This window comes from Sorangiineae bacterium MSr12523 (assembly GCA_037157775.1).
Classification (GTDB): domain Bacteria; phylum Myxococcota_A; class Polyangia; order Polyangiales; family Polyangiaceae; genus Pendulispora; species Pendulispora brunnea.
Window position 1 is genome coordinate 4,233,302 of record CP089982.1, and the last position, 20,949, is coordinate 4,254,250.

Consider the following 20,949-nt stretch of genomic DNA (forward strand, 5'->3'; position numbering starts at 1 on the left):
TTCTGCGCGCTCACATCGACGAAGACCAATCTAGGTCACACGTTCGCAGCGTCGGGGCTCGCCAGCCTGGTGGGGCTGGTGCAGGCTTTGCGGCACGAGACCATCCCGGCCAGCTTGCATTGCGAGCAATTGAGCGACTACGTCGATTGGAGTCGCGGCCCGTTCTACGTCAACCGGGAAAACAGGCCCTGGCGTCGTCAATCCGGCAAGCCGCGGCTTGGTGCGGTGAGCGCGTTCGGCATGAGCGGCACCAATGCGCACGTCGTGCTGGAGGGCTACGACGCTCCGTCGATGTCCGCCGCCTCGCCGGCGCCGTACTTCTTGCTCGCGCTCTCGGGAAAGACCGACGAAGCCTTGCGCCAGCGCGCGCGGGATTTGGTCGATCTGCTGAACGATGAACGCCGCGATTGGGGTCCGGCGGGATTGGCGGCATTGAGCCATACGCTGCTGGCTTATCGACGGCACTATGCCCATCGTTGCGCATGGGTCGCCACGGATCGCGCGCAGACGGTGGCGTTGCTTCGGAAAGTCGCCCAAGGCGAGAAGCATCCGACGTTGTTGCACGGAAAGGTGTCGCGCGACTTCACCGAGCAACCCATGCTGCGCGAATACGCGAACGACCTATTGGGTAAATTGTCCGCGCAGCAGGAGTCCGAGCGCTATTCGCAAATGCTCGCCGCGCTCGGCGATTTGTATTGCCAAGGCTACGCGCTCGACTGGCGAGCCTTGCACGCGGGGCACCCGCCGCAGCGCATGGCGCTGCCGGGTTATCCGTTCGCCAGGGAAAGGCACTGGGTGACGTCGCCGTCGAAGGCCGTCGTCGTCGAACGCGCGGAGCTGCCCTCGGCCGATGTCGAGGAAGGCATCGAACCTATGCTGTTCTCCGAGGAGTGGCAGCCGAGCCCCCTGGAGCGTGCGCCGGCGGGCCCCTGCAGCTTGGTCGTGCTGTCGTCGGATCGGTCGCGCCACGCGGAGTGGCGGGGTGCGCTCGAACGCGAGAACGCCCAGGCGCAGATCGAGTTCGTGCCGATGCCGGTCGGGACCAACGGCGCAGGCCTGGTGCCGTCGCTGACCGAGAGCTTCCGCCGCATCGTCGAGCGGCATGGGCGCATCGATGCCGTGTGGTATTTATGGGCCCTCGAGGGGTCGACCGGCGTGGCCGACCATGCGCCCATCGTCGAGTTGATCCACGGCCTCGCGGCAGCGGGCATCCGGAACGCCACGGTCTTGTTGGCGGCCGAAGGCGGATCGGAGCTCGATCGGTGCCACGTGGAGTCGTGGATTGGCTACGAGCGCTCGATCCAGCGCGTGCTTCCCGATGTCCGAGTCGCCGTCATCCACGATCCATCGGATATGCCGAATTCCGCAGCGGTGTGGGCGCGCCGCCTCTGGAACGAGACGCACGCGGAAAAAGCCGAGAGTGCGCTGTACATCGGCGAACAGCGGCACGCGTTGCGGGTGCAGCCCGCCCAAAGCACCGAGACGGACGCATCTCCGTTCCGCAAGGGTGGCACCTACCTGATCACGGGCGGGTCGGGCGGCCTCGGGTACCTTTTTGCGAAGCACCTGGCGGAGCGCTATGCGGCGCAGCTCCTTCTCGTCGGCCGCGCACCGTCTGACGCGGGCAAAGAGGCCCAAATCCGGGAGCTGCGGGCACTCGGTGGCGATGCCATGTACGTCGCCGCCGATGTCACCGATCGCGACCAAATGCGCGCCGCGCTGGAGCAGGGCTGCGAGCGATTTGGACGGCTGCGCGGCATCCTCCACGCGGCCGGCGTCCCCAGCCACGAGGACGTTCTGCACAAAAGCGCACGGCAATTCGAGGAAGTCCTGGCGCCCAAGATTTCCGGCACCCTCGTGTTGCACGAGCTTTGCGCCGACCGGGCACTGGACTTCATTTGCCACTTCTCGTCGGCCTCCGCGGTGCTGGGCGACGTAGGTTCCTGCGATTACGCTGTAGGAAACCGCTTCGAGCTGGCGCACGCGAAATACGTATCGAAGAACGGTGTGGCCATCTGCTGGCCGCTCTGGGCCGACGGTGGATTGCGCTTCGGCGACGCGGAGGCCACGCAGCTCTATTTGAAATCGAGCGGCCAGGCTGCGGTGCGTGGCGCGGAAGGTGTCGCGCTGTTCGAGCAGATCCTGGCGCGGTACTGGGGCGGGGGCGCGAACCATGCGCTCGTGATGCTTGGCCAAAAGGACCGGGTGCATCGGATGCTCGGGCTCGCGGCGTCGCCTGCGCCTGCTCTGCCGCCGATTGTCATCGAGACTTCCCAACCCGTGACGAAGCGTCGGCCCGAGTTGCTGGGTTTGACCCTCGACGAATGCGTGCTCTGGGAGCTGCGCGAAATCGTGAGCGGCATGCTCAAAACGGCCCGCGAGAAGCTGGATGCGCACATCAACCTGGCGGAGTTCGGATTCGACTCCATTGGCCTCGCGGATCTCGCAAGGCGGTTGTCCAATCGCTATTCGGTCGATATTACCCCGGCGATTTTCTTCAGCCATAACAATCTGTCCAAGCTCACGGAATACCTTGCTGCCAGCCACACCGAGGCCGTGCGCCAGTGCTATGGCGAGAACGAAGAGCCCCGTCGCCCTGTCGTGAAGCCGGTGGTGAACGCGACCACGAAGCCAGCCCCCGCGCCGGTGGTCGCACCGAAGACGCACCGAAGTGAAGGGCCCGAGCCCATTGCGATCATCGGCATGAGCGGCCGCTTTCCCGGGGCGCGCACCGTCGACGAGCTATGGGACGTCTTGGTGTCCGGCCGTGAGGCGGTGCAGGAAATTCCGCTGGAGCGCTTCGACTGGCGCGGAATTTACCAAGCGCCGAACGGCTCGCTGGGCACGAAGCAAACGAACAGCAAGTGGATGGGCACCGTACCCGGCGTCGACGAGTTCGACCCGCTGTTCTTCGAAATTTCGCCGCGCGAGGCCGTGTCCATGGATCCGCGGCAGCGATTGCTGCTTCAAGAATCCTACCGCGCCCTGGAGGACGCCGGTTACGGGGCTGCGCAGATCGACCGTCAGAAGATTGGAGTCTTCGTCGGGGTGGAGCAGGGGGACTATCAGACCTTGCTGCCCGATGACGAGGGGACCGTCGGTTCGAGCCACGAAGCCATTCTGGCCGCGCGCTTGTCGTATTTCCTGAATCTGCGCGGGCCCGTGATGGCGCTGAACACGGCGTGTTCGTCCGGGCTCGTGGCGGCCCATCAGGCGTGCATGAGCCTTGCGGCGGGTGAGTGCGATACCGCCATTGCGGCGGGCGTAAACGTGATTGCGACACCACAAAGCTACATCGGAATGAGCCAATCGGGCATGCTCTCGCCCGATGGCAAATGCTATGCGTTCGACCAGCGCGCGAATGGCATCGTGCCCGGCGAGGCGGTGGTCGCCCTCGTCCTCAAGCGCCTCTCCCAGGCGCAGGCGGATGGCGATCTGATCTTCGCCGTCATTCGGGGCAGTGGAATCAACTACGACGGGAAGACGAATGGGATCACGGCCCCCAGCGGCGCGGCGCAGGCCGACTTGATCGAGAGCGTTCACCGCCGCGCGGCCGTCGCTCCGCAGAACATCGAGTACATCGTCACCCACGGCACGGGAACGCGCCTGGGGGATCCGGTCGAAATCAACGCGCTGCGGGATGCGTTCAAAGGCATTACCTCGGACGAGCCGTTCTGTGCGCTCACATCGACGAAGACGAACGTGGGCCACACGTTCGCCGCATCGGGTTTGGTCAGCCTGGTCAATCTCGTGCAGGCGCTGCGCCATGAGACGATCCCGGCCAGCCTGCATTGCGAGCACCGGAGCGATTACATCGATTGGAGCCAAAGCCCATTCTTCGTGAACACGCGCAACAAGCCGTGGCGCAAACGAAGCGACCGGCCGCGGTTGGGGGCGGTGAGCTCCTTCGGATTGAGCGGTACGAACGCGCACATGGTGGTGGAGAGCTACGATGCGCCGCTCGTCTCCGCGTCGACGGGTGCGCCGTACTTCGTGCTGACACTGTCGGCCAAGACGGAAGAAGCGCTGCAGCAGCGAGCACGCGAATTGGCCGCCGTCCTGAAGGAGCAGGCCTGGGATGCAGGTGCGCTGAGCTCGTTGAGCTATACGCTGCTTCATCATCGCCAACACTTCCAGCATCGTTGCGCCGTGGTGGTGGGCGATCGGGCGCAGGCAATGGCCGTCTTGGAGTGCGCGGCCCGCGGTGAAAATCATGCCGCGTTGCTGCGTGGAAAAGTGGCCAAGGAGTTCGTGGAGCAGCCGGCGCTCAAGCGCTACGTGCAAAGTCTGCTGACGGCCCTGCCGGGACAAACGGGCGACGCACAAGCGTACCGAGAGTCGCTGACCGCCCTCGCGGACGTGTACTGCCAGGGTTACCAGCTCGACGCGAAGGGCCTGTACGGCGACGCTCCACCGCCGCGCGTGCGGGTGCCGACGTACCCGTTTGCACGAAAGCGGTATTGGGTTCAATCGGTGCCCAAGCAACAAAATGGCAGCAGCCCGAAGAGCGCAGTCGCGAACAGCGCGTTGGTGGGCCTGCATCGGTTGGTTCCGGTGTGGGAATCGGTCGAGATCTCCGGACCGGCCGACCAAGCCTTTGCCGGCGCCGGCGAAGGGACCCTCGTCGTCGGCGGTGATGCGCCCGCCCGCGAGGCCATCCGCGCGCGTTATCCCCATGCCGTATTCTCGGACATCGCGCCCGAGGACGACGCATCGACCCTCGCGGAACGATGGGGGCGTATGCCGGCGATTCGTCACATCGTTTGGATCGCGCCGGCGGCACCAACGACCCACGACGACGCGTTGATCGCTGCGCAAGAGTGCGGGGTGCTCCACGGATTCCGCATCATCAAGGCGCTGCTGGCCAGCGGCCACGGGGACGCGCCGCTGGCCTGGACGGTGGTCACCCATCGGACCCAGGCGGTGCATCGCAGCTGCGACGTCGAGCCGAGCCATGCGGGCATCCATGGCTTGCTCGGCTCGATGGCCAAGGAATATCCCCATTGGAGCATCCGCCTGCTCGATCTTCAGGACGGCGCCGACTGGCGCGCGAGCCAATGGGCCGATGTTCCAGCGGATCCGCGTGCACGCTGCTGGGCATACCGCCAGGGACAATGGTACCGCGCACAATTGGTCGATGCGCGTCCGACGGATGCGACGGTGCCGGTCTACGGGCACGGTAACGTCTACGTCGTGATCGGCGGCGCCGGCCACGTCGGCGAGGCATGGACCGAGTGGGTCATTCGCCATCACCAGGCCAAGGTGATCTGGCTGGGCCGGCGCGAGAAAGACGCCGCCATTCAATCGAAGATCGATCGCCTTGCGCAGTTCGGCAGCGCACCGGAATACATCGCCGCCGACGCGTCGGACCGTGAATCGCTGCAGCGGGCCTACGCAAACATCAAACGCACGCACGCGCGCATCGATGGCGTGGTGCTCTCGTCGATCCACCTGGAACCGCGCAGCCTCGCCGAGATGAGCGAGGCCGATTTCACCGCCGGCCTGAAAGCGAAGGTCGACGTCAGCGTGCGTGCCATTCAGGTGTTCGGCGAGGAGCCCTTGCAGTTCGTGCTCTTCTTCTCGTCGTTGATTTCCTTCATCAAGAACCCGCAGCAAAGTGCCTATGCGGCGGCGTGCACCTTCAGCGATGCCTTTGCCCGATCGCTCGTGCGGCGGGGACGCGCCGAGGTGAAGGTGGTCAATTGGGGATTCTGGGACAACCCGGCGAACGATGGATTGCTCGAGTTCCAGCAGAGCAAGCAAATGGGCATTGGGGCCATCACCTTGGACGAGGCCATGCCCGCGCTGGACAGTCTGATGAACGGGCCTCTGGATCAAATGGGGATCATCAAGGTGACCAAACCGCTGCTGATCGAAGGCATGGATCCGAAGAGCGCCGTGACGGTGTACCCGGACCGGCCTTCCACGAATATCGGACGAATGAAAGCGCGTATGGCGCGCATCACGGAATCGAGGAGCGTTCGATGACGACGCCGATCACCGCCGCGGGCGAGATCGATGCTTTGCTGGCGCGGCTGCTGTTCATTCAGCTGCGCCGCCTGGGGCTGTTCGAACAGGCTCATTTTTCGCTGGAAGAACAAAAGTCGCACCTGGACGCCCTTTACGGCCGCTGGCTCGAGGAGAGCGCGCGCGTGTTGGTGCGCCATGGTCATCTGAGATTGGACGGCGGCCGCTACACGCTGGCCGATGTGCCGGACGCCGAGGCGGTCTGGCGGGCGTGGGAAGCGGCGTGCTCGGAGCGGCTGACCGATCCGCAGCGGCAGGGGCAGATGAAGCTGCTCGATGCGACGGTGCGCGCGTTGCCCGATATTCTGCGGGGCAAGCGGTTGGCGACGGACGTGCTGTTTGCCGACGCATCGATGGATCGCGTCGGCGACGTGTACCAAGGAAGCTCGCGAATCGATACGTTCAACGCCGTCGTGGCTGAAGGCGTCGTGGCGTACGTCGAGGATGCGACCGAGCCGGTGCGCATTCTGGAAATCGGCGCCGGCACGGGGGGCACCAGCGCGGTCGTCTTCGAGAAGCTGAAAGACCATGCCGATCGCATGGCCGAGTACGGCTACACGGATATCTCCAAGGCATTTCTCAGGCATGCCGAGGAGCGCTACCGCCCGCATGCCCCCTATTTGAATTGCCGCCTGTTCAATGTCGAGAATTCGCCCGAGGAGCAAGGCATCGAGGGCGGATCCTACGACGTGGTGATCGCCACCAACGTGCTCCACGCCACGCGGAACATCCGGCGAACGCTGCGCAATGCCAAGGCGGTATTGCGCCGCAATGGGCTGTTGCTCTTGAACGAAATGAGCAACACCAAGAGCGATCTGTTCACGCACCTCACCTTCGGCTTGACCAAAGGCTGGTGGCTCTTCGAGGACGACGAGCTGCGGGTGCCGGGAACACCGGCGCTGCTGCCGGCGACCTGGCAGCAGGTGCTGGAGGCGGAAGGCTTCACCGAGGTGTGCTTCCCCGCCGAGGAGGACCATGCGCTGGGCCAGCAGGTGATCGTCGCGCAAAGTGACGGCATCGTGCGGCGAGCGGCGGGGCAGGCGACGAAGAAGGCCACGCCCCGCATCGAGGCCACTCCGCAGCCGCGTACGACGCAGGCGGCGCAGCCCGAGGCGCTGAAGGCGTACGTGCAGCAGCAGCTGCTCGAGCGGGTGTGCGAATCGCTGCAACTGAGCGCGAACGAAGTCGATTTCGACGTGGCCTTGGCGGATTACGGGATGGATTCCATCATTGGAATCAATTTCGTCAAATCGGTGAACCAGGCATTGTCCATCGATTTGGAAACCACCGTCATTTTCGACTACAGCTCCTTGACGCAGCTGGTGGCGCACATTCTGGCGCAGTACCGCGATGTGCTGCTCGCGGCGCGGTCGGCGGTTCCCGCGCCGAGCGACAGCCTCGAAGTGGTCGAGCGGATCGAGCCGGCGGCGCCCGCGCCTGCGGCCGCTGCGGTGAAGGGGCCCATTGCCATCATCGGCATGTCGGGGCGGTTTGCCCGCTCGCGCAACCTCGACGAGCTCTGGGAGCACCTGGCCCACGGCGACGACTTGGTCGAAACCGCGGAGCAACCCGGGTATGCGCACGGTAGCTTCCTGCAGGACATCGACCTATTCGACCCGCTGTTTTTCAACATCTCCGGCGCCGAAGCCACCTGCATGGATCCCAAACAAAGGATCTTTCTGGAGGAAGCTTGGAAGGCGCTCGAGGACGCCGGTTACGCGGGGCTGAAGGTGCAAGGCCGCCCATGCGGTGTGTACGTCGGCTGCGAGCCCGGTGATTACAAATACCTCTTTGGTGGTTCGGCGCCCGCGCAGGCGATGTGGGGCAACGCGAATTCGGTTTTGCCGGCCCGCGTGTCGTACTACCTCGACCTGCAAGGTCCGGCGATTGCCATCGACACGGCGTGCTCCAGTTCTCTGGTGGCGGCCCATCTGGCATGCCAGGCCTTGTGGGGGCGTGAAATCGAAATGGCCCTGGTGGGGGGAGTGTCGCTGGGCTGCATGCCCAATCCATACGGCGGCCCCGCGGCCGCGGGCATGCTGTCGCCGACGGGGCGGTGCCACACCTTCGATGCCCGCGCCGATGGTTTCGTCCCGGGCGAAGGGGCAGGGGTGGTGGTGCTGAAACGACTCGACGATGCGGTGGCCGACGGAGACCGCATCCATGGCGTGATTCGGGGATCGGCCATCAATCAAGATGGTGCCACCAATGGCATCACGGCGCCCAGCGCACGCTCGCAAGAGCGGCTGGAACGGCACGTGTACGAGACGTTTGGCATCGACCCCGAGCGCATCGAGATGGTGGAGGCGCACGGAACCGGAACGGTGCTGGGCGATCCCATCGAGTTTGCCGCCTTGACGCGGGCGTTTCGCAGGTACACGGACAAAAAGCAGTATTGCGCCATAGGATCCATCAAGACGAACCTGGGGCATTGCTTGGCGGCCTCCGGGATGGCAGGGCTATTTCGGATTCTGCTGTCCTTCCAGCAGGGGAAGATCCCGCCATCGCTGCATTACCGCGCGGGCAATCCCCACATCGATTTTGACAATAGCCCCTTCTTCGTGAACACCTCGTTGAAGGATTGGCCGAACCGCGCGGGCGCGCCGAGGTGTGCGGCCATCAGCGCATTTGGAATGAGCGGCACCAATGCGCACTTGGTGCTCGAGAGCTACGAGCCCGCGTCGGAGGAGGCGCACGGTGGGCCGTATTACCTGCTGGCGTTTTCCGCCAAGACGGAGGAAGCGCTCCAGCGACGTGCACGCGACTTGGCAGGCGCGCTGAACGATGGGTCGCACACGTGGAACGCGCAAGCGATGTCCGCGCTTTCGTACACGCTGCTCGCGCACCGCGTTCACTTCGAGCATCGGTGCGCCGTGGTGGCTTCGGATCGCGAACAGGCAGTGGACCTGCTCGAGCAGGCCGCCGCGGGCGCGAAGCATCCCGATATCGTGCGGGCCTCCGTGGCGCGCGGCTTCGAGGAGCAGTCCGCGCTCGTGGAGCAATCGAACGAGCGATTGCGAAAGCTGCCTGCGCAACGGAACGACGCAGCCGGCTACCGGAGATCGCTCGTGGCGCTGGGCGAATTGTATTGCCAGGGTTATTCGTTCGATTGGGCGGCCGAGTACGAAGGCCTTGCGCCGCGGCGCACGTCGTTGCCGGCGTATCCGTTCGCGCGCGATCGGTATTGGGTCGAGGAGGCGGCCGGCGGAGGTGCGCGCGGTTGGTTCGTTTCGGGCTCGATCGCGGTGCATCCCCTCGCGCAGAGAAATACGTCGACGCTCGAGCAACAGCGCTTTACGTCGACGCTCACCGGCGACGAGTTTTTCCTGAAGGACCATCGGGTGCACGGCCAGCCGGTGCTTCCGGGCGTCGCCTACTTGGAAATGGCGCGGGCCGCCGTGATGGCCTCCTTGGAGGCGAACGAGGAGGATTCGTCGCGCCTTCAGTTGAAGAGCGTGGTCTGGCGACGCCCCCTCGTCGTGACCGAGCGGCAAGATGTCCACATCCGCCTGCGCGCACAGGAGCATGGCGAGATCGAGTTCGAGATCTACACGGGCCAGGACGTGATTCATGTCCAGGGCCGGGCCGTGTGGAGCGATGTATCGCATCAGGTCAACAGTGTTGACCTGACGGCTTTGCGGGCGGACTGCACGCGGGCCATTGCGGTCGAGCGGTTCTACGCGATCAGCGATTCGAGCGGTATGACCTTGGGCGCGGCGCATCGCAGCCTGACATCGATGCATGTCGGTCGCGACAGTGAGGGCCGGCCGTGCGTGCTGGCACAGGTGACGTTGCCCGATGCCGTTGGCAAGGGCGCCGAGGCGTATTATCTGCACCCGAGCGTGCTGGATGGCGCGCTGCAAGCCCCCATGGGTCTCGCGTTGACCGAGGACGGGGAAAACGTTGCGGCGCGCCCGTTGCTGCCATTTGCGCTGGAAAGCCTGGAGATCCTGGAGCGCAGCCCGGTGGAGGCGATGGTCGTGGTGCGGTCCAGCGCGACCTCCCGCGAGGTGCAGCGGCTCGACGTCGACATTTGCGATCGGGCCGGTCGCGTGTGCGTTCGCATGCGCGGGTTCACGTTCCGCTCGCCGGAGGCGCCCGCGGCGGGGGAGCACGTCGTCGCCCACGAGCTATCGGGGAATGAGCACTTCCTGCGCGACCACGGCCAGTTGCTTCCCGGCGTGGTGTACCTGGAGCTCGCACGCGCCGCCGCGGAGAGCCGCCGCAACGCCACCGTTTCCGGCATCAAGAATGTCGTGTGGCGCGACATCCTCGCGGTCTCGGAGGGGCCCGTCACCGTGAGCGTCGGCGTGGCGGCCGCCGATCCGTGCACCTTCGAGGTTCGCACCGACGCGAAGCTCCACGCGCAAGGTACTGTGCTCTTCGGGGCGGGCGAGCAGGCCCCCGACGCTGTCCACATCGACGGACTCCGGTCGCGTCTCCCGAGCGCGGTCGACGGCGCGGAGTGCGACCGCATCATCGGTGCATCGCATGGGCCGAGCATGCGCGCGATCGAATGGCTCGCGCACGACGATCGCGAAGGCCTGGCCAAGCTGGTTTTGCCCCGGGAGGCGCCGCGCGATGGCGTGTTGCACCCGAGCATCCTGCATGGCGCGGTCACGGCCGCCATCGCGCTGGGGTTCATCCAGGACGGCCGGCCCTCGCAATTGCGGTTTCCCTATGCGCTGGAGCAGGTGTGGATTCACGCGCCCACGCCCGAGATCGCGTACGTGCACATCCGCGAGAGCGCGGGCCGGCGCGGAGACGCGGTTCGAACCTACGATCTCGCCGTGCTGGACGAGCGCGGCCGATGCGCGATCGCGCTGCGAGGATTCACCGCGGTTGCGACGAACATCGCGCAGCCCCGCAGCCCCGTCGTGTACGCGAGTCCGTGCTGGGAGGCGCAGCCGCTCGCCGAAGCCGCCGCCGTGCAACCGCGCGAGGCTCCCGTGTTCGTCCTTGCGACGGCCGATGCCGAGCTGCATCGCGCGCTGCAAACGCAGTGGCCCGGGGCCAAGGTGGAGGAGCTCTCGGGCGGGATCGAAGCGAACTTCGTGCAGGTCCTGACCGCACTGAAGCGCTGCATTCAGGCGAAACCGCAGCGCGTGCAGCCGTTTTACGTCCTCGCCGGCGACGACTCCCATGCGCATGGCGCGTGGCCCGGTCTGTTGAAGACCGCGCAGATGGAGTACCCGAAGCTGCAATGCAAAGTGGTGCGCTATCCCACGGACCGGGACTCGCTCGTGCGCTGGCTTCGGGCGGAGATCGAGGGGGCCAGCCCCGATGTCGAAATTCGTTATCATGGCAACGTTCGCGAGGTCCGGCGCCTTCGCGAACTGAATCTGCGCGCGGACCGAAGTGCCGCGGAGCTCGTGCGCGCCGGGAGCGTCGTGTGGATCACCGGCGGCATGGGCGGATTGGGAAGGCTCTTCGCGCGCCATTTCGGCGCCGTTGCGGGCGCCACCATCGTGCTCAGCGGCCGTTCGCCCTTCGAGAAAAGCACGCAAGGGGAGCTCGAAAAGTTGCGCGCGCACGGCGTCGATGCCCATTACCTTCCGTGCGATGTCTCCGATGCCGAGCAGGTTCGGCGCTCGGTCGAGACGATTCGGCAGCGATGGGGGCGTCTGTCGGGCATCCTTCATTCCGCGGGTGTGACGCGCGACGCGTACCTCGCGCAGAAAGCGCCCGATGAAGCGCGCGCCGTGCTGGCGCCGAAGATTGCGGGTACCTTGGCCTTGGACGAGGCCACGCGCGATGTCGCGCTGGACTTCTTCGCGCTGTTTTCATCGCTATCGTCCGCGGGCAATCCAGGCCAAAGCGACTACGCGGGCGCGAATTCCTTCCTCGATGCCTTTGCCCACCATCGCAACGAGCGTGTGGCCCGCGGCGAGCGGCGCGGCCATACGCTCTCTGTGAATTGGCCCTCGTGGCGCGAGGGCGGCATGCATGTGGGCGCGGAGCGGCTGGAGCTGAACGAGCGCATCTCGGGCTTGCGTCCACTCGATACGCCCACCGGCGTCGCGTCCCTGGTGGCGGCGCTCCTGGAGAAGCACACGCAGGTGCTCGTGGCCCCGGGCAACGTGGAAAAGATACGGGCCACGTTGCTGCAAATCCCGCAGCCCGTTGCCACGGACCCGGTCGGCGACGCGCCGGAACAACCGCTGCTCGACGGTGTCATTCGGGAATTGATCCAGGCCGCCAGCTCCCTCCTGAAGCTGGACGTGCGCGCCATCGATGCGCAGTCGGAGCTCTCGCGCTTTGGCTTCGACTCCATCATGTTCACCGAGTTCGCGAACCATTTGAACAAGCACTACGGGCTCGAGTTGATGCCCACGGTGTTCTTCGAATGCTCGACCTTGGCCCTGCTGGGCGAGTACCTCGTGAAGCACCACGAGCCTCGGCTGCGCGCGCTGCGCGTGAAGTCGAGCGCGCCGAAAACCGCGGTGACCTCCGAGCGGCGGTCCGAATGGCATCGGGCGCCCGCCGCCCCGCCTGCGCGTGACGAATGGCGCGAGGAGCCCATTGCGGTCGTGGGCATGAGCGGGCGCTTCCCGGGCTCGGCCAACGTGCGCGAGCTTTGGGAGAACATCGTGGCCAATCGCGATCTCGTCGGCGAAGTGCCCGCCGATCGCTGGGACTGGCGACAGTATTACGGAGATCCGCGGTCGTCCTTCGGCAAGACGCGCGTGAAGTCGGCCGGTTTCATGGCGGACGTGGACTGCTTCGATCCGCTCTTTTTCGGAATCTCCCCCGCGCAGGCGGAGGCCATGGATCCGCAACACCGCCTGCTCATGGAGTCCGTGTGGGCTTGCATCGAGGACGCCGGCCATCGGCCCAGCAGCCTTTCCGGCAGCAAGACGGGCGTGTTCGTGGGCATCTCGACGTTGGACTACCAAGACTTGGTCCGGCAGGCACAGGGCACGAGCGTCACCCAAGGCTTATTCCACTACATGGTGGCCAATCGTGTTTCGTATTTCCTGAATTTGCATGGACCGAGCGAACCATTCGATACGGCGTGCTCCAGCTCCTTGGTGGCCCTCCACCGCGCCGTCGGCTCGATTCGTTTGGGCGAATGCGAGGCGGCCTTGGTGGGCGGCGTCAATGTCATGGCGACCCCGGAGATTACCCTCGGGGCGAGCCAGGCCGGGATGCTGAGCGAAGATGGCCGCTGCAAGACCTTCGACCGCAGCGCCGACGGTTACGGGCGCGGGGAAGGGGTGGCGGTGCTCTTCCTCAAACCGCTGCGGCGGGCGCAGGCCGACGGCGACCACATCTACGGCTTGATCCGCGGCAGTGCGGAAAACCACGGTGGCAAGGCGACGTCCCCCACGGCACCGAATCCACTGGCGCAACAAGAGCTCATTGCGATGGCCTATACGAATGCGGGCATCGACGCCCGCACAGTGGGCTACATCGATGCGCATGGCACGGGCACCGCGCTGGGCGATCCCGTCGAGCTCAATGGCCTCAAGGGCGCCTTTGCGCAGTTGTACGCGGCGCAGGGAATCACGGGGCCCATCGAACCCCATTGCGGTGTCGGATCACTGAAAACGAACATCGGGCATCTGGAGGCCGCGGCGGGCATTGCGGGCGTCGTGAAGGTGCTGATGATGCTCCAGCACGGCAAGATCCCGGGCAATCCGCATTTGAACGAGCCAAATCCGTATTTGCAGCTGGAGGGAAGTCCGTTTTATCTGGTGAAGGATACGCGCGACTGGCCCGAGATGCGGGATGCACGGGGGCACACGGTTCCACGCCGCGCGGCGGTGAGCAGCTTCGGCGTGGGCGGAGCGAATGCGCACGTGGTGCTGGAGCAATACCTGGAGCCCGCTCGGGAAGTCTCGCGCGCACCGACGGAGGAGCATCCGGCGCGCATCGTGCTTTCCGCGAAGAGCGAAGACCGCTTGCGGGCGCAAGCGCAGCAGCTGCTGAACGAAATTTCGAATCATGCCTGCACGGAGCGCGATTTGGCGGATATTGCCTATACGTTGCAGTTCGGTCGGGACGCCATGGATCACCGTCTGGCGTTCACGGCAAGCAGCGTGCGGCAGTTGCAGGAACGTCTCCGCGGATATCTGGAAGGGAAGAACGAAGGGTTGTACGCCGGCGAATCCAAGCGGGGCAAGGGGTCGCGTTCGACCTTGGCCATCGGCGACGCCGAGGTGCTGCAGCAGTGGGTCAACGGCGTAAACGTGGATTGGTCGAAGCTTTCCGTTTCGGGCCGACGCCGCAGCCTGCCGACGTATCCCTTTGCGCGAGAGCGGTATTGGATTGCGCCTTCCCGCGTGGAGAATGCAGCGCCGGTGCTGCACCCGCTGCTGCATCGAAATACATCCGATCTGAACGAGCAGCGTTTTAGCTCCGAGTTCACGGGTTCCGAGTTCTTCTTGCGCGACCACGTGGTGAAGGGCGTGAAGGTTCTTCCAGGCGTCGCGTACCTCGAAATGGCCCGCGCGGCCGTCGTGGCATCGCTGGGGAGCGCCGTGACGGCGGGGCTCCGGTTGCGTGATGTGGTGTGGCAGCGGCCGCTGGAAGTCCAAGAGCGCGTTCACGCGCACATCCGCGTGCTACCCCGCGAGCGCGGCGAGGTGGCGTTCGAGATCTACACCCGCCCTTCGGACGGCGAGGACATCGTCCATGCGCAAGGGCTTGCCGCACCGATGGATGCGACGGAAACGCACGTGGACTTGGCAGGGCTCGGGGCGGCCGCTACACGCGACATCGCCGTGGAGAGCCTTTACGAGGCGGTTGCGGCGGCCGGCATCGCGTTTGGCCCGGCCCATCGCGGGCTGACGCAGATCCAAGTGGGCGCGCACGGCGATGGAGAACCCTTCGTCTTGGCTCGGGTGCAGCTGCCGGCCTCGGTCGAAGAAACGGCCTCCCGCTACGAGCTCCATCCAAGCGTATTGGACGCGGCACTGCAGGCTTCCACCGGGTTGGCGTTCGCCGATGGCGAATCCGGACCGCGGCGGCTCGCGCTTCCGTTTGCGCTCGAGAGCATGGACGTTCTGGATCGCACGCCGCACACCGCGATGGTGTACGTGCGGCGGAGCGCGAACACGGGGGCCGACCATTTGTCGCGCACGGACATCGACGTTTGCGACGAGTTGGGCCGCGTGTGCGTTCGCTTGCGCGGATTTACCTCGCGCGTGGTCGAGGCCGAATCCGCACGAAGCGGTATTTCGCTGTTCCAACCGCAATGGCAGCCCGTGGAGCCGCGCCCCGCCGAAACGGCATACGATGACAAGTGGGTGTGCGTGGACGAGACCTACCGCGACCATGTCGCGGAGCTTCGGGCGCGCCACCCCGGCGTCCACTGGGAAGTGCTGCCGCGCTCCGGTGAAGGAGACGAATGGGGCGCTGCGCACCTGATGGCGATGGCGGAGCCGTTGCTCGCGCGGTTGCGCACGCTGTTGGCAGCCGGACCGCGAACACCGGTGTCGTTGCGCGTGCTGGTGAGCGAGTCCAGCGGGGGTGGCGCCTTGCGGGCGCTGAGCGGAATGCTCAAGAGCGCGCAGCTGGAGGAGCCGCTCCTTCACGGCCAGATCATCGCCCTTCCGCCGCATGCGGGGCCCGATCTGCTGGCGCGCGCAATCGAAGAGAACACGCTGCACGACGCAGAGATCCGATACGTCGAGGGGCGTCGCGAGGTCGCGACGTTGCAGCCCGCCGAGGAAAACACCGCCGCAGGCCTGCCGTGGAAGAACGGCGGCGTGTACCTGATCACCGGCGGTGCCGGCGGATTGGGCCGTCTGTTCGCTGAAGCGATCGTCGATCGCGTGGAGAATGCGCGCGTGATTCTGGTGGGCCGCTCGAACCTGTCCGAGGCGCAGGCGTCCCAACTCCGTGGCCTCGAGCGCCGGGCCTCCGAAATTCGCTACCGCGCGGTGGACGTGAGCGACGCCGCCGCCGTGCAACGCTGCATCGAGGAGATCTGCACGGAGTACGGCCGCCTCGATGGCGTGCTCCACGCCGCCGGGCAGATCCAGGACGCCTTCATCATCCACAAGAGCGCGGAGGCACTGCGTGCGGTGATGGCGCCGAAGGTCCTCGGCGCGATCCACCTGGACCGCGCCACGCGCGGGTGCGATCTGGACTTCCTGGTGCTGTTCTCCTCCGGCGCGGGTGCGACCGGCAGCGTGGGGCAAAGCGACTATGCGACGGCAAACGCCTTTTTGGATCGATTTGCCGTCCATCGCAATGAGCGCGTGAAACGCGGCGAGCGCCGTGGTCGGACATTGTCGATCAATTGGCCACTATGGGCCGACGGCGGCATGCGCGCGGACGAAGCCACCCGGACCGCGATGCGCCGCCAAGGCCTCGACGTTCTGGGCACCGCCGCCGGGCTCGAGGCTTTCTACCGCGCATGGCGCAGCGAGGCCTCTCAGGTCGTGGTGGTCGCCGGAACCCCCACCGCGCGTCTTCCTGCGCCGGTTCGCGAAAGCGTTCCGGCGACCGACATGGGCCACGACGACCTCCGCGAAAAGACAATTCACTATTTGAAGCGCCTGCTGGCGACCACGCTCAAGCTCTCGCCGGATCGGATCGACTCCCACGCCGACCTGGAGCAGTACGGCTTCGACTCGATTCTGGCGCTGCGCTTGGTGAACGATCTGGAGGAGACGTTCGGGCCGCTGCCCAAGACATTGATGTTCCAGTATCGGAGCATTGCCGCCGTGGCCGAGTACTTCGTCACGGATCATCGCGACGCCCTGGCGTCCAAGTTGAAGCCGGCGCCGCTCAAGCATGCGCCCTCGAAGCATGCGCCGCTCAAACGTGGAGCGCCGGCTTCCAGGCGGCCGTCCGTCGGCGATCCATCCTCGGTCGACGTGGCCATCATCGGAATGGCGGGACGGTATCCCCAGGCGAATACCGTGCACGAATATTGGCAGAACCTGCAGTCGGGCCATGACTGCATCACGGAAATCCCCGCCACGCGCTGGGATCACAGTGCGTATTTCGACCCGCAGAAGGGCAAGCCCGGCAAGGCGTACAGCAAGTGGGGCGGATTCATCGATGGCGTCGATGAATTCGATCCGCTGTTCTTCAACATCTCGCCGCAGGAGGCGATGTACATCGACCCGCAGGAACGGCTGTTCTTGCAGTGCGTGTACCAGACGCTCGAAGACGCCGGCTACACGCGCGAGGCACTCCGCAACGTGGCCGTGTTCGTCGGCGTGATGTACGAGGAATACCAACTCTACGGCGCGCAGGCGCAGGCCCTGGGGCAACCCTACGCGCTGCCTGGCAATCCCGCCTCGATTGCCAATCGGGTGTCGTACTTCTGCAATTTCAATGGCCCGAGCATGGCCGTGGACACGATGTGTTCGAGCTCGCTGACCGCCATTCATCTCGCCTGCGAATCCCTGACCCGCGGCGAGTGCGATGCGGCGATTGCCGGTGGGGTGAATGTCTCCGTGCATCCGAACAAGTACCTGATGCTCTCGCAGGGGCAATTCGTCTCGACCCACGGCCGGTGCGCGAGCTTCGGCCAGGGAGGAGACGGTTACGTGCCCGGTGAAGGTGTGGGCGCCGTGCTGCTCAAGGCCCTCGCGCGGGCCGTGGCGGATGGTGATCACATTTACGGCGTCATCAAGGGCACGAGCATCAACCACGGCGGCAAGACCAACGGGTACACCGTGCCGAACCCCGGCGCGCAAGCCCAGGTCATCGCACGCGCGCTGGAGCGTTCGGGCGTGAACCCGCGCGCCATCAGCTACATCGAGGCGCACGGCACGGGAACGAGCCTGGGCGATCCCATCGAGATCAGCGGATTGACGCAGGCCTTTTCGCAACACACCTCGGATACCCAGTATTGTGCAATCGGCTCGGCCAAATCGAACATTGGGCACCTGGAAAGCGCGGCGGGCATCGCGGCCCTGACCAAGGTGCTGTTGCAAATGCAGCACCGAACCTTGGTGCCGAGCCTGCACGCCGGCGCGCTGAATCCGCACATCGACTTCCAGCGCACCCCGTTCCGCGTGCAGCAAGCGCGCGAAGCCTGGGCGCGGCCCGTCCTCACGATCGACGGCATTGCAAAAGAGTATCCGCGCATGGCCGGTATCTCTTCGTTCGGCGCCGGCGGTTCGAATGCGCACCTGATCGTCGCCGAATACGATGCCCCGGAGGCCACCGTCCAGGCCGCCGACCGTCCCGCGCTGATCGTTCTCTCGGCGAAAACCGAAGAGCGTTTGCAGGCGCACGCGAAGCAGCTGTTGGAGCACCTCACGCGCACGTCTGCCTCCGACGCAGACCTTGCAGGTATCGCATTCACCTTGCAGACAGGGCGCGATGCACTCGAGCACCGCCTCGCCTTCACCGCGTCGACGCTCCGCGAGCTCGAGGAAAAGCTCACCGGCTATGTGCAAGGTAAGGCCGCGCGCGGTGATGTCGCCGAGTGCTACGTTGGGCACACGAAGCAGCAGCGGGAAGCGCTTTCGCTGTTCACCGAGGACGAGGAGCTTCAAGAGGCCATTCGCAAGTGGGTGCAGCGCGGGAAGTACGCAAAGCTGCTCGAGCTCTGGGTCAAAGGCCTGTCCTTCGACTGGAATTCGCTCTACACGGAGACACCGCGCCGCGTTTCGCTACCGGCTTATCCCTTTTCGAAAGAGCGCTATTGGATCGAGCCGCCAGCCGCTCGCACGTCGCAGGCGGGAACCTCGGCGCTGCATCCTTTGGTGCATGCCAACACCTCACGGCTTTCCGAGCAGCGTTTCAGCTCCACCTTCACCGGGACGGAGTTCTTCTTGGCCGATCACGTCGTTCAGGGCCGTCGGATCTTGCCCGGCGTTGCGTACCTGGAAATGGCGCTGACCGCGGCGGAGCAATCGGTGGATGCACCGGCCGAGCGGTGCGTGATGATCCGCGATACGGCCTGGCTGCAGCCGATTGCGGTCGCCGAATCCCAAACGGTGCACGTCGGCTTGTACCCGCAGGATGCGGGCGAAATCGATTACCGCATCTACTCGGGGCAGGACGTCGTGCACGCGCAGGGGCGTGTCTCGATCGAGCCCGCGAGCATGGCCGCCGTCGTCGATGTCGGCGAGCTTCGAGCACGTTGCACGCGGGTGATGTCGAGCGCACGCTGCTACGAGCTTTTCGACGCCCTGGGGATCGCGTACGGCCCGTCCTTCCGCGCCATCGACAGCGTTTTCTCGGGCGAAGGCGAAGCCTTGGCGAAACTGCAGCTACCCGCCGCATTGGCCCAAACGGCCGATGCGTACGTGCTGCACCCAGCCCTCCTGGACGCGGCCATTCAAGCGTCCATCGGTGCCGTGCTCGCGTCGGACGGAACCCCGGAGCCTACGCTGCTGTTTGCATTGGATTCGCTGGAGGTGCGGCAGCCTTGCACCGAGCAAGCGTGGGCCTGGATCCGTCGCGCCGGATCCGGCGACGGAGCGATTCGCAAACTCGATATCGACATTTTCACTCCGCAAGGCGTGTCGTGCGTGCGCATGCGAGGACTTGCCTTTCGCGTCCTATCGAATGCGACACGGGTACCCGGCGAAGCGGGGGAGCTCATGCTCGCACCGCGGTGGGAGGCGACGCAGCTTCCGCGTTCGCAGCAGGCCTGGCCCGCGGCGGGTGAGCCCGTGGCGTGGATCGGCGGCGCCGCCGACGAGCATCGCGCGCTCGAGCAGCTTTATCCGCAAGGTCGCGCGCTGCCGGCCATCGAGCAGGTGCCGGCCGCGGGGGCTCTCTCCCACGTGTTCTGGATCGCACCGCGCGAAGCTTCGAGCGAGCCGCACGCGGCCGTCTTGCAAGGCCTGCGTCTGCTCAAAGCGCTTTTGCACGCGGGCCATGGTGAAAAAGCCTTGGGCCTGACCATCGTGACCCGGCAGGCGCAGGGCATCTTGCGCAGTGAGCGAATCGAGCCCGATCACGCGGCCGTGCACGGTCTGATCGGCTCGATCGCCAAGGAGCATCCGCAGTGGCGCTTCCGCGTCGTGGACCTTCCGGAGGACGGCGCATGGCCGCTGCAGGAGATCGCGCATCTCCCGGCCGATCCGCGGGGCAACCCATGGGCGTACCGCAAAGGCGAGTGGTACCGCGAGCAGTGGCTGCCCTGCGAGCGCGCCACGCAAGCTGCGCCCTCGCGCTTTCGGCAGGGCGGTGTGTACGTGATGCTCGGTGGCGCCGGACGACTGGGCGAAGCACTGAGCGAGCACGTGATTCGCACCCACCGCGCCCAATTGGTGTGGATTGGACGCCGCGCGCTGGATGCGGAGATCCAAGCCAAGATCGATCGCCTGGCTCGGCTCGGTCCCGCGCCCGTGTACGTGCAAGCCGACGCCACGAACCTGGAGGACTTGTCGCGGGCGTACCAGCAAATCAAGCAGCATCACGGTTCGATTCATGGGCTGATTCACTCGACCTTGGTCATGTCGGGCAGCGATCTGGCCCACATGGACGAGCGCCGCTTCGCCGCGGGACTCGGCGCGAAAGCCGATGTGAGCGTTCGTATGGCCCAGGTGTTCGGCGAGGAGCCCCTGGACTTCGTCCTGTTCTACTCCTCGATCGAGTCGTTCGAACGAAGCCCGCGGCAGAGCAACTATGCAGCGGGCAGCGCCTTCAACGATGCATTTGCACATCGCCTGTCGAAGGAGTGGGCGTGCCCGGTCAAGATCATGAACTGGGGATATTGGGGCGGCGGGCCGATCCCCGACGCCCTTCAAAATTGGCTGGATCAAGCGGGTTTCGGATTGATCGAGCCCGAACGGGCCATGGCTGCGCTGGAGGAGTTGCTCGCCGGGCCCTTCACCCAGCTCGCCTTCGTGTGCACGACACGACCGCGGGCGCTCAAAGGAATCGAACTCGGTCACGAACGCGTTCGCCGGATCGCCACGGCATTGCCTTCCCTTGCTCAGGTTCTGTCGTTCCCGTGAACACCCGCGCACGAAATCCGGTAAAACCGTTCCCCCA

At 65.5% G+C, this 20,949-nt stretch carries 2 protein-coding genes (1 of these 2 running past the window's edge); both read left to right on the forward strand.

Features of this window, described 5'->3' with window-relative positions; translation table 11 throughout:
• Positions 1–5,988 carry the 3' end of an SDR family NAD(P)-dependent oxidoreductase gene (locus LZC95_16890; GenBank protein WXA98503.1) on the forward strand. Its footprint begins 8,523 nt before the window's first position, so the window shows 5,988 of its 14,511 coding nt (coding positions 8,524–14,511); its start codon lies off the left edge, out of view; its stop codon occupies positions 5,986–5,988.
• Positions 5,985–20,912: an SDR family NAD(P)-dependent oxidoreductase gene (locus LZC95_16895; GenBank protein WXA98504.1), complete on the forward strand. Its 14,928-nt coding sequence runs from the start codon at positions 5,985–5,987 to the stop codon at positions 20,910–20,912. The genes LZC95_16890 and LZC95_16895 overlap by 4 nt, the downstream gene beginning before the upstream one ends.
• The last annotated feature ends 37 nt before the right edge of the window (positions 20,913–20,949 follow it).